This window comes from Pseudomonas fjordensis (genome assembly GCF_976987115.1).
In genome coordinates, this window is record NZ_OZ336860.1 from 6,452,909 (window position 1) to 6,464,957 (window position 12,049).

The following is a 12,049-nucleotide window of genomic DNA, read 5'->3' on the forward strand; positions in this document are numbered from 1 at the left end:
CTATTCCTTATAGGCCGCTCAGTCAGCGTAGTCGCTCAACCGAGGAACAGCTGGTAAGCCGGGTTTTCGCTTTCATCCCAGTACGGGTAACCGATTTGCGCCAATGCGGCAGGCACCAGGTGGCGCTCGTCCGCCGGCACTTGCAAGCCCGCCACCACTCGGCCGTCTGCCGCGCCGTGGTTACGGTAGTGGAACATCGAGATGTTCCAGCGCCCGCCGAGCTTGTGGAGGAAGTTGAACAACGCCCCCGGCCGCTCCGGGAATTCGAAGCGAAACACCAGCTCGTCGCTGACTTTGGCCGCATGCCCGCCAACCATATGGCGGATGTGCAACTTGGCCAGTTCGTTCTCGGTAAGGTCCAGCACCGGGAAACCCTGGCTGGTCAGGCTGGCCACCAACGCGCTGCGCGGGTCGTTCTCAGGGTGGGTCTGCACGCCGACGAAGATGTGCGCTTCGCTGCCGGAGTGGTAGCGGTAATTGAATTCGGTGATCTGGCGCTTGCCCACCGCTTCGCAGAAGGCCTTGAAGCTGCCCGGCCGCTCGGGGATGGTCACGGCGATGATGGCCTCACGGCCTTCACCCAGTTCGGCGCGCTCGGCCACGTGGCGCAAACGGTCGAAGTTGACGTTGGCGCCCGAGTCGATGGCGACAAAGGCCTGGCCGCTGACGCCGCGGGTCTCGACGTACTTTTTGATCCCGGCCACGCCCAGCGCGCCGGCCGGCTCGGTGATGGAGCGGGTATCGTCGTAGATGTCCTTGATCGCCGCGCAGATTTCATCGGTGCTGACGGTGATCACTTCATCCACGTAGTCTTTGCAAATGTCGAAGGTGTGCTGGCCGATCTGCGCCACCGCCACGCCGTCGGCAAAGATGCCAACGGTGGGCAATACCACGCGCTCGCCCGCCGCCATGGCAGCTTGCAGGCAGTTGGAGTCGTCCGGTTCCACGCCGATGATCTTGATCTCCGGGCGCAGGTATTTCACATACGCCGCAATCCCGGCGATCAGGCCGCCGCCGCCCACCGGTACGAAAATCGCGTCCAGCGGCCCTGGGTGCTGGCGCAGGATTTCCATCGCCACGGTGCCCTGCCCGGCAATGGTGTGCGGATCATCGTAGGGGTGGATGTAGACGTAGCCTTTTTCGTCGACCAGCTTGAGCGAGTAGGCCAGGGCTTCCGGGAAGGAATCACCGTGCAGCACCACTTTGCCGCCACGGGAGCGCACGCCTTCGACCTTGATCTCGGGGGTGGTCTTGGGCATCACGATGGTGGCTTTCACCCCCAGCACCTTGGCCGCCAGGGCCAGGCCCTGGGCATGGTTGCCGGCCGACGCGGTGACGACGCCGCGCGCACGTTCTTCGGCGCTGAGCTGGGTGAGCTTGTTGTAGGCGCCGCGAATCTTGAACGAGAACACCGGCTGCAAGTCTTCGCGCTTGAGCCAAATCTTGTTACCCAGCCGCTCGGAGAGCTGGCGGGCAGTCTGCAAGGGGGTTTCCACGGCGATGTCGTAAACGCGCGAGGTGAGGATTTTTTTGACGTAGTGTTCAAGCATCGGCAGGCATCTACTTCACGGGTTGGGCAGGGCCAAGGAGTCTAACCCAGCGTTTGGCCGGGCGACCACACGAATCCCGAGGTTTTGTTGGGTTATACTCGCCGCCCTCGTTAATTCCCCGCCCGTTCCGGAGCCCGCATGACCCAGGATCAACTCAAACAGGCAGTGGCCCAGGCCGCTGTCGATTTAATCCTTCCTAAACTCGACGACAAGAGCATCGTCGGTGTCGGCACCGGCTCCACCGCCAACTGCTTTATCGACGCACTGGCCCAGCACAAGGGCGCGTTCGACGGCGCCGTGGCCAGTTCCGAAGCCACCGCTGCCCGCCTCAAGGGCCATGGCATTCCGGTGTACGAGCTCAACACCGTGAGCGACCTGGAGTTCTACGTCGACGGCGCCGATGAAAGCGACGAGCACCTGAACCTGATCAAAGGCGGCGGCGCGGCCCTGACTCGCGAGAAGATTGTCGCGGCCGTGGCCAAGACCTTCATCTGCATCGCCGACGCGAGCAAGCTGGTCCCCGTGCTGGGCACGTTCCCACTGCCAGTGGAAGTCATCCCCATGGCCCGCAGCCACGTGGCCCGCGAGCTGGTGAAGCTGGGCGGCGACCCGGTGTACCGCGAAGGCGTGTTGACCGACAACGGCAACATCATCCTCGACGTGTTCAATATGCAGATCACCAACCCGGTGGAGCTGGAGACGCAGATCAACGCCATTGTGGGCGTGGTCACCAACGGCCTGTTCGCGGCGCGCCCGGCGGATGTATTGCTGCTGGGTACCCCGGAAGGCGTGAAAACCCTCAAGGCCTAAGAACAAACCGGGCTAAATGTGGGAGCGGGCTTGCTCGCGAATGCGGTGTGTCAGTCACTATTTTTGTTACTGACACACCGCATTCGCGAGCAAGCCCGCTCCCACATTTGTTAGGCGCTCGGCGCTAGAGCGATGTAACAAAAACGCTACTTTTCGCAGCACTCCTCGCCAAAACCGTGCGCTCTGTCACGGCATCCCCTGCCCCGCCTGTTATCCAATCGGATCCAAATTACAGCCATGCGACCCACGCGTTTAACAATGCGCCAATTCGCAGCCGCCCACGGAATGAGGCGCGCATTGTGCAAAGGGTCTGGGCTTGAACGTCCCCCTCACCTCAAGGAAGACCTTGTGATAAAGCCTCTAGCCCTCGCCATCAGCGTTGCCGGCGCCCTGCTGTCCACCCATAGCCAGGCCTACGATTACGGCCAGCACGCCAACACCACCCTGGAAAAACTGATCAACGACTACCCTGGCCGTTATCGCGGCACGGCCAACTTTGCCGGGGCCGCCGACTGGATGCAGAGCCAGATGGGCACGGCCTATAGCCTCAGCCGCCAGGACTTCACCTGGAACAACGGCAGCCGGGCTTCGCAAAACGTGGTGGCCTCTGCCGCTGGCACCAAGCCCCAGTACGTGGTGATTGGCGCGCATTTCGATACGTACTTCGGCCGCCCGACCCTGCAAGGCCTGGATGACAACGGCTCCGGCGCCAGCGTGTTGACCGAGGTGGCGAAGAACCTCGGCGGCCTGTCACTGGAAAATGGCCTGCAAATCGTCGGCTTCGGCGCCGAAGAAGAAGGCCTGCGCGGCTCGCGGGCCTTTGTCGACTCACTCAGCGCCAGCCAGCGCGCCAACATGCTCGCGATGATCAACCTCGACAGCCTGATCACCGGCGACATGATGTACGCCCACGCCGGCCAGAACAGCACCGCCAACCCGGCCTTGGCCTCCTTGCGCGAGCACACCTTCCAGATCGCCAAGGAGTTGAACATCCCGCTGTTCAGCAACCCCGGCCTCGACCCGCAGTACCCGAAGGGCACTGGCTGCTGCAGCGATGGTGAGGCGTTCGAACCGCTGAATGTCCCGATCCTTTATATAGAGGCTACCAACTGGGAACTGGGCGACCTGGATGGCTACACCCAGACCGACAACCCGAAAATCCCCGGCGGCTCGACCTGGCACGACCCCACCGAAGACAACAAAGCCGTGCTGACCGATGCATTCGGCCAGGCACGCATCGACCAACGCCTGCGTGACTATTCACGCCTGCTCAGCCGCCTGGTGCTGGAATTGACCAACGCCGACCTGATGGCCTCGACCGCCTCTGGCGGCGCCGTTGCGCGCAATATGCAAGACAACCTGCAGCGCCAGCATCAGGCCCTGGTGCGCCTGCATGATCGCCGCTGGCTGACCCTGCAAGCGGCCAGCCGCGACGTCGGCAGCTTTGATGGCGAGATCGGCGTGGATGGCGAATACAACCCGGACAGCGGCTTTGACAGCGCCCCCAACCCCGAAGCCCGGCGTCTGGGGCTGCATGCCCTCGGCGACTACCAACTGACTTCAAGCCTGAATATCGGCGCCAGCCTCAGCTACCTCAATGGGCGCGACAAACTGGAGCATCGCGGCAAGCTCGACAGCGACACCTGGCAGGCAGCCGTCTATGCGCTGCTCAACGATGGCGGGCCAAGCTGGCTGGCCGGTGACCTGAGCGTGGGCCACACGCGCTTCGATTCCAAGCGCAACCTGGTCATCCAGGCCAATGGCGGGCCGATCCTGCTCAACCAGCAACTGACGGGCGACACCGATGCTCTGGCGCTGGGCGCACGGGTGCTGGGTGGCTATGACTTTGACTTTGGCGCGATCAAGAGCGGGCCGTTCGCCGGCCTGGACTACAGCCATTACCGCATCGACAAGTTCCACGAAAAGCAGAACCTGCGCACAGCCCTGGAATACGAAGAGCAGTCTTTCGACTCCCTGGAAGCCAGCCTCGGCTGGCGCGTGCGCGGCGCGGTTGCCCTGCCCTATGGTCTGAACCTGATGCCCTACGGCGACATCGCCTGGGTCAAGGAATTGGCCGATGGCCGCCTGGACGACCTGCAACTCACTGCACGCGCCGATGGCCAGGCCCGCACCGCCAGGCTGGGCTCAGTGGACAAGAGCTTTGCTCGTGCACAACTGGGTAGCCAACTGGCGATCACCCCACAGTTGGGCGTGTTCGCCGAGGTCAATGGTCGCCTGGGGCATGCCGAAGGCAGCCAGACCGGTTATTCGCTGGGTGTGCAATGGATGTTCTGATCAAGGCTTCTTGAACACGTAAAACAGGTTGGGCTCGCTGACCATGTACAGCGTGCCGTCGTCATCCATGGCGATCCCTTCGGCCTGGGGCACGCGCTTGCTCAGGCCATGGCGCCCTTTAAGCAACGACAGACTGCTTAGAGGTCGACCATCGATATCCAGCTCCAAGACCAGAAACGACTCATCCGACAGCGCCAGCAAATGGCCGCTGCGCTCGTCGTATTGCAGGCTCGACAGGTCGCGCACAAACAGCCCGGCATCGCGCTTGGGGTTGTTGATTACATGAACCGAGTAGGTTTTTTCTGGCTTGAAATGGGGAAACCCATGCACCTCGTAGATCAGCATGGGGTCGCGCTCCTTGGCCACGAACAGGCGCTTGCCCACCGAATCGTAGGCCAACCCTTCAAAGCCCTTGTTGCCGCCGACGTGCACGCCCAGGGTCATTTGCTCCGCATCGGCGGCGTCGAGGAACGTGGTGTCGTCATCCACATGCACCTTGATCAAGCGCTGCTGGCGCTCATCGCTGATGACGTAGATGTTGTCGCTGATAAATTCCACCGCCTCGGCATCGCCAAAGCCCACCAAGGGAATGCGCCGCAGGATCTTGCCCTCCAGGGACAGCTCGACCAGTTCGGCGTTTTTATTGGTGACGGTAAACAGGCTTTTGCGCACGGGGTCGTAGGTCAGAGCCGAGACATCATCGTCGAGCCCTTCGATCACCCGGCCTTCGAGGGTGACGCGGTAATCCGCCAAGCCAATGGCACGCTCATCAGCCGGCTGGTACCACACCCGCCAGTTGAACCAGGCGCGTTCGAACAGACGGAACTGCTGTGCAACCAGCCCGGCAGCGACCAGGGCGAGCAACAGCAGGATAAAAACAGCAGGTTTGGGGCGGGCAAGTCGACGCATCGGGGCGGGCTCAGAGAAAAAACTGGCGAATAGATATCAAGGTCACCTGAATTTAAACTTAAACGCACCGGACTGTCTGGCGAATGCCGTTTATAAAGAAAAGTCTGACGTAATTCGTCAGTTATTTCTGCTTTTCAAAACGATAGAACAGGTTTGGCTCACTGACCATGTACAGATTGCCGCTCTCGTCCATGGTCACGCCTTCGGCACGCGGGATCGTGTCCTTGAGGCCGTTGAAACCGCCGAGCAAGGTCATGAAGCTGACCTGTTCGCCGGTTTCATCCAGCTCCAGCAGCAGGTGGGAATCGGCCGACATGACCAGCAGATGCCCGGTACGTGGGTCGATGGACAAAGCCGAGAGGTTGCGCACATCCAGTTCGGTGCTGGCCAGTTTTTGCTTGTCGCCAGTCAGCGTGTTGCCATCGCTTTTCCAGGTGAACAAGGCCGGCGGGCGCTCTTCGCCCAGCACCAGTTGCTGGTTGCGCTTGTCCCAGGTGACGGCTTCAAAGGCTTTGTTCTGGTCTTTGGACGGGCCCAGGTCATGACTGGGGAAATCGGCTTTGTTCAGCGCGGTGGTGCTGGCGTCCACCTTGACCACGGTCAGGCTGTGATCGCGCTCATCGACCACGGCCATCAAGCCGTTTTCCATCACCGCCACGCCTTCCGGGTTGTTCCAGCCGTTGAGCGGCATCTTGCGCAGCACATCGCCTTGCAGGCTCAGCTCGACCAGGAAGGGGTTCTTGCCCATCACCGAAAACAGGGTTTTGGTCTGGGGGTTGTAAGACAGGTCTGATGCCTCGTCCTTCTCCATACCGGGCAGCAACTTGGCGTCGATCACCGCGTGATAGTCCGGTAGCCACACACTTTCGCGGCGCTCAGCCGAACTCTCGAAACGCTCCAGCACCCACAGCACACCGCGATCGTCCCAGTGCATGGCCCAGGCGATGCCATACAAAATGGCACCAGCCAAAAATACCCAGGAATACCAGCGCATGGACAAGCGAGAGCGAAGCGAGGTTTTCGAAGTGGGCAGAGGCACGACCATTGAGCGCTTTTCCGGAAAGTCAGCTGTAGGGGATAGCACAGGATTCAAGGATCCGCGCGCAAGAGCAGGGAATTATCCGGATAGCGTGTGAAAAAAATGCAAAAGCAAGGATTCAGGATGTAATGAAGAGCCAATGTGGGAGCGGGCTTGCTCGCGAATGCGGTGGTCCAGTCGTTGATGCATTGACTGACACCGCGCATTCGCGAGCAAGCCCGCTCCCACAGTTTGATCGCAGTTTGTCTGCTACTTAGCGCACGACACTTTCGAAGCGGTTCACACCCGCCAGCTCAAGCACCACTTCATCCCCCACATTCAACGGGCCTACACCCGCCGGGGTGCCGGTCAGGATCACGTCGCCCGCTTGCAGGGAGAAGCAACCCGCCATGTACTGGATCATCGGCACAATCGGGTTGAGCATCTGCGCGCTGTTGCCGTCCTGGCGCACTTGGCCGTTGATGCTCAGGCGAATGCCGATATCGGTCACGTCCGCAAAGGTACTGCTGACCACGAAGGGCGCAATCACCGCCGCGCCATCGAACGACTTGGCGATTTCCCACGGCAGGCCCTTGGCTTTGAGCTCGGCCTGTTTGTCGCGCAGGGTCAGGTCCAGGGCCGGGGCAAATCCGGAGATGGCGTCCAGCACTTCTTCCCGGCTCGGCTTGGCGGACAAAGGCTTGCCGATCAACACGGCGATTTCCGCTTCGTAGTGCACCGAACCGCGTTCGGTCGGTATGGCAAAGCCGCCTTCCAACGGCACCACGCAGCTGCCCGGCTTGATGAACAACAGCGGCTCGGTAGGCACCGGGTTGTCCAGTTCCTTGGCGTGTTCCGCGTAGTTGCGCCCGATGCACACCACTTTGCCCACCGGGAAGTGGATGTTGGTGCCGTCGACATACTTGTGCTGGTAGCTCATGGAACGACTCCTTCAGGTGCGATTAAACAGCGAAGATCTTGCCAGGGTTCATGATCCCGTTAGGGTCGAACACGGCTTTGACGGCTTTCATGTATTCGATTTCAACCGGTGAACGGCTGTAGGTCAGGTAATCGCGCTTGGTCATGCCCACGCCATGCTCGGCGGAGATCGAGCCGTTGTACTTGGCGACGGTCTCGAACACCCATTTGTTCACGGTGGCGCACTTGGCAAAGAACTCGTCTTTGCTCAGGTTTTCCGGCTTGAGGATGTTCAGGTGCAGGTTGCCGTCGCCAATATGGCCGAACCAGACGATTTCGAAATCCGGGTAGTGTTCGCCGACGATCGCGTCAATTTCGCTCAGGAAGGCCGGCACTTTCGAAACGGTCACCGAGATATCGTTCTTGTACGGCGTCCAGTGGGAAATGGTTTCGGAGATGTACTCGCGCAGCTTCCACAGGTTGTGCAGTTGGGTTTCGCTCTGGCTCATCACGCCATCCAGCACCCAGCCCTGTTCCACGCAATGCTCGAAGGTTTCCAGGGCGTGGTTGGCGACTTCTTCGGTGGTGGCTTCGAATTCCAGCAGGGCGTAGAACGGGCACTCGGTTTCGAACGGTGCCGGCACGTCGCCACGGCCGAGGACTTTGGCCAGGGCCTTGTCGGAGAAGAACTCGAAGGCGGTCAGGTCCAGCTTGCTCTGGAAGGCATGCAGCACCGGCATGATCGAGTCGAAATCAGTCGTGCCGAGTACCATCGCCGTGAGGTTTTTCGGCGCACGGTCCAGGCGCATGGTGGCCTCGACCACAAAGCCCAAGGTGCCCTCGGCGCCGATAAACAGCTGGCGCATGTCGTAGCCGGTGGCGTTCTTGATCAGGTCGCGGTTCAGCTCCAGCACATCGCCTTTGCCAGTGACGACCTTCATGCCGGCCACCCAGTTGCGGGTCATACCATAGCGAATTACTTTGATCCCGCCGGCATTGGTGCCGATATTGCCGCCAATCTGGCTGGAACCGGATGAGGCGAAATCCACCGGGTAATACAGGCCGTTTTCTTCTGCGACGTTCTGCAGTTGCTTGGTGACCACACCCGGCTGGCACACGGCGGTGCGGTCGGTGAGGTTCACGTCGAGGATCTGGTTCATATAGTCGAACGACACCACCACTTCGCCATTGGCGGCAACGGCAGCCGCCGACAAGCCCGTGCGCCCACCCGATGGCACCAGCGCCACCTTGTGTTCATTGGCCCAGCGTACGATGGCCTGCACCTGCTCGGTGGTCTTGGGGAACACGATGGCGGTGGGTGCGGGGGCGAAATGCTTGGTCCAATCCTTGCCGTAAGCCTCCAGGGAGTCGGCGTCGGTCAGCACTTTGCCGGGCTCAACCAGGGTCTTTAGCTCATCAATCAGGGCAGGATGGGTCATCGACAGAACTCTCGAACAATTCATGGTCATCCTGAGAACGCTTCACGTCGCAGGAATAGGTGTTTAGCGGGGTGCGTATGCTAGCATACCGCCCCCGCAGGACAGACCCAAAGGGCGTTTCTGCGGTGACGGCTTTCCTGCCGTCCGGGTCAGCTTGCGCTGCTCGACTCCCTGCCAATTTTCTCCGGGATACAGGTTTACGCAGATGAGCAAGACTTCTCTCGATAAGAGCAAGATCAAGTTCCTTCTTCTGGAAGGCGTCCACCCATCGGCTGTCGACGTTCTGAAAGCCGCCGGGTACACCAGCATTGAGTACATCACCAGTTCTCTGCCGGAAGCCCAGCTCAAGGAAAAGATCGCCGACGCGCACTTTATCGGCATTCGCTCCCGCACTCAGCTGACCGAAGAGATCTTCGACCACGCCAAGAAACTCGTGGCTGTCGGCTGTTTCTGCATCGGCACCAACCAGGTCGACCTCAATGCAGCGCGCGAGCGCGGCATCGCGGTGTTCAACGCACCGTACTCCAACACCCGTTCCGTTGCGGAGCTGGTGCTGGCCGAGGCCATCCTGCTGCTGCGCGGTATCCCTGAGAAGAACGCTTCCTGCCACCGTGGCGGCTGGATCAAGAGCGCGGCCAACTCCTTCGAAATCCGCGGCAAGAAGCTGGGTATCGTCGGTTACGGTTCGATCGGCACGCAATTGTCGGTATTGGCTGAAGGCCTGGGCATGCAGGTGTTCTTCTACGACACCCTGACCAAGCTGCCATTGGGCAACGCCACCCAAGTGGCCAGCCTGACTGAGCTGCTGGGCATGTCCGACATCGTCACCCTGCACGTTCCGGAAACCGCCGAGACCCAGTGGATGATCGGCGAGAAGGAAATCCGCGCGATCAAGAAAGGCGGGATCCTGATCAACGCCGCACGCGGCACCGTGGTCGAGCTGGACGCCCTGGCCGACGCGATCAAGGACAAGCACCTGATCGGCGCTGCCATCGACGTGTTCCCGGTGGAGCCACGCTCCAACGATGACATCTTCGAAAGCCCGCTGCGTGGCCTGGACAACGTGATCCTGACCCCGCACATCGGCGGCTCCACCGCTGAAGCCCAAGCCAACATCGGCCTGGAAGTCTCGGAAAAACTGGTCAAGTACAGCGACAACGGTACCTCGGTATCGTCGGTCAACTTCCCGGAAGTAGCCCTGCCGGCTCACCCGGGCAAGCACCGTCTGCTGCACATCCACCAGAACATCCCTGGCGTGATGATGGAGATCAACAAGGTCTTCGCGGAAAACGGCATCAACATCTCCGGTCAGTTCCTGCAGACCAACGAGAAGGTCGGCTACGTGGTAATCGACGTCGACGCCGAGTACTCGGACCTGGCGCAAGAAAAGCTGCAGCACATCAACGGCACTATTCGTAGCCGCGTGCTGTTCTAAGGCTTCAACCTTGCACCACAAAAAAGGGAGCCCATGGGGCTCCCTTTTTCGTCTGAACAAATCTTACTTCAGGTTAACCGTGATGACTTTCGAGGCTACAGTCGGGTTGAACTGCATGTGCAGTTTGTCGCCGGCCACCAGTTGCAAGGTGTGCTTGCCTGGAGTGAGGGTCACTTGAGTCTCGGTCTGAGCCTTGCCGTAATGGATCACAGTGTCGGTGGCCGGAATCGGCAATTTCGCATCCGGCAATTCTTTCTGATCAATCAGAAGGTGGTGATGGCCGGTACCTGGCGTCTGGTCGGTGGCCGGCGCCAGTTTCAGGCCTTCCATGTCGAATTTCACGGTGAAGGTTTTATCAACGGTGTCGCCGTCTTTCGGCGAGACGATAGAAACCTTGGCACCTTCAGGTGGGGCGCTGCGCGGGATACCGTCGGCGGCCGTGGCCAACATCGAAGCACCCAGCAACAGGCTGGCCAGGGTTGCACGGGACAATAGGGCTTTCATTCGCTTCTCCAGTTTTTCGGTGAAATCTGTAGGGTTATGACAACTTCGCGATAAATTGCGGTCCAAGGCACCCGACACCATAGCAAAACGATGCTGAACGGCGCCTCGCCTGTACGAATTCTTTAGGAGTGACCATGCGCTTTTCGCCTGGCCTATTGCTGTTGCTTGCTCTTCTGAGCCCCTTGGCCCATGCCGAACTGATTGACGACGTCAACGATCGCGGTGAACTGCGCATCGCCCTGGAAGCCAACACCCCGCCGTACAATTTCAAAGAGGGCGACAAACTCGCCGGCTTTGAAGTGGAGCTGGGTGAACTGCTGGCCAAGGAAATGGAAGTGCGCTCCTCGTTTATCACCACCGATAACGCCGACCTGCTATCCGGCGTGGAAACCGGCAAGTACGACGTGGCCATTAACCATATCGCTATGACTGCCGAGCTTGAGGATCGTTTCGATTTCAGTGAGGCTTATCACCAGAAGCCGCAATTGGCGATCCCGTTTCAGAAGGGCAACCCGGCGTTCAAAAGCAGTTTGAATGGGGCGTTGAAGCGGCTGAAGGACGATGGCCGGCTGAAGGCGCTGACAAAGAAGTGGTTCGAGATGCAGTAAATGTGTGAGCTGGCTTGCCTGCGATAGCGGTGTATCAGCACCTGATGTCTCACTGATATGCCGCTATCGCAGCATAGGTATCGACACAACTTTTGGGCTATAGCAGCAGACGGTAACCACGATGCGAAGCGAGCCGCTCTTGCTCTTGATCTGCTTGTGATCTTGATCTCAGGCGCCCCGTTAAACCACGCTGGCCGAACGCAGGCTTGAATTCGTGGGTAACCCGGCAGGACGCCGGGTTAGCCGCCCCGCGCCATGGATGGCGCGTGGCGGCGGCCCACGGATTCAAGCCTGCGTTCGGGCACACCGAGCCTAAGCGAGGTGCCGAGTGGTGGGGCAAGAGCCTTTTGCTTACTTTTGGGCTCTTTTCAAAAGTGAGCCGCCGTCAGGGCGGAACCCTAAGTGGCCGTTACCGCAGCAATGGATATACACCCAATCCAACTGCGTCGCCTGCCAGGCCGCCTTCGCGAGCAAGCCCGCTCCCACAGTTGGATCGTGCGGTGTCAGCTGGATTGGCGTCGGCTGGCAGGCCGTCATCGCAGGCAAGCCAGCTCCCACATTTG

10 protein-coding genes are annotated in these 12,049 nt (G+C 60.2%); 4 read left to right on the plus strand and 6 right to left on the minus strand.

Features of this window, described 5'->3' with window-relative positions; all coding sequences use genetic code 11:
• Positions 1 to 35: 35 nt before the first annotated feature.
• Positions 36 to 1,550: a threonine ammonia-lyase, biosynthetic gene (gene ilvA / locus ACWHXD_RS29660; protein ID WP_032894657.1), complete on the minus strand. Its 1,515-nt coding sequence runs from the start codon at positions 1,548 to 1,550 to the stop codon at positions 36 to 38.
• Positions 1,551 to 1,688: 138 nt separating this feature from the next.
• Between ilvA and rpiA the strand changes: the two genes are divergently transcribed.
• Both rpiA and ACWHXD_RS29670 read left to right on the plus strand, forming a co-directional pair.
• Entirely contained in the window at positions 1,689 to 2,360 is a 672-nt protein-coding gene (rpiA, locus tag ACWHXD_RS29665; RefSeq protein ID WP_003195201.1) for a ribose-5-phosphate isomerase RpiA, read from the plus strand.
• Between the two features lie 348 nt (positions 2,361 to 2,708).
• The gene (locus tag ACWHXD_RS29670; protein WP_138762042.1) at positions 2,709 to 4,655 is read left to right on the plus strand and encodes an autotransporter domain-containing protein; all 1,947 of its coding nucleotides are present in this window, start codon (positions 2,709 to 2,711) and stop codon (positions 4,653 to 4,655) included.
• Here the strand turns inward: ACWHXD_RS29670 and ACWHXD_RS29675 are convergent, their stop codons facing one another.
• The 4 genes from ACWHXD_RS29675 to ACWHXD_RS29690 all read right to left on the minus strand — a co-directional run bounded on the left by ACWHXD_RS29675 (position 4,656) and on the right by ACWHXD_RS29690 (position 8,939).
• A complete protein-coding gene (locus ACWHXD_RS29675) occupies positions 4,656 to 5,564 on the minus strand; it encodes an SdiA-regulated domain-containing protein (protein ID WP_032894653.1) in 909 nt (302 codons plus the stop codon). It abuts the gene before it with no gap.
• 121 nt (positions 5,565 to 5,685) lie between these two features.
• Positions 5,686 to 6,609, minus strand: coding sequence for an SdiA-regulated domain-containing protein (locus tag ACWHXD_RS29680; protein WP_032894651.1), 924 nt, complete (start codon positions 6,607 to 6,609; stop codon positions 5,686 to 5,688).
• 247 nt (positions 6,610 to 6,856) lie between these two features.
• Positions 6,857 to 7,522: a fumarylacetoacetate hydrolase family protein gene (locus ACWHXD_RS29685; RefSeq protein WP_032894647.1), complete on the minus strand. Its 666-nt coding sequence runs from the start codon at positions 7,520 to 7,522 to the stop codon at positions 6,857 to 6,859.
• A gap of 22 nt (positions 7,523 to 7,544) precedes the next feature.
• Positions 7,545 to 8,939: a D-2-hydroxyglutarate dehydrogenase gene (locus ACWHXD_RS29690; protein ID WP_003195210.1), complete on the minus strand. Its 1,395-nt coding sequence runs from the start codon at positions 8,937 to 8,939 to the stop codon at positions 7,545 to 7,547.
• Between the two features lie 205 nt (positions 8,940 to 9,144).
• Here ACWHXD_RS29690 and serA point away from each other — a divergent pair, with 205 nt between their 5' ends.
• Positions 9,145 to 10,374, plus strand: a complete 1,230-nt coding sequence (gene serA / locus ACWHXD_RS29695) for a phosphoglycerate dehydrogenase (protein ID WP_003195214.1) — start codon at positions 9,145 to 9,147, stop codon at positions 10,372 to 10,374.
• Positions 10,375 to 10,437: 63 nt separating this feature from the next.
• On the opposite strand, the gene ACWHXD_RS29700 is transcribed toward serA, so the two are convergent.
• Positions 10,438 to 10,878 (minus strand): DUF4399 domain-containing protein, encoded by a 441-nt coding sequence (locus tag ACWHXD_RS29700; RefSeq protein ID WP_138762041.1) that lies wholly within the window; start codon positions 10,876 to 10,878, stop codon positions 10,438 to 10,440.
• Between the two features lie 134 nt (positions 10,879 to 11,012).
• Here ACWHXD_RS29700 and ACWHXD_RS29705 point away from each other — a divergent pair, with 134 nt between their 5' ends.
• Positions 11,013 to 11,486, plus strand: a complete 474-nt coding sequence (locus tag ACWHXD_RS29705) for a transporter substrate-binding domain-containing protein (RefSeq protein ID WP_098950098.1) — start codon at positions 11,013 to 11,015, stop codon at positions 11,484 to 11,486.
• Positions 11,487 to 12,049 lie beyond the last annotated feature (563 nt).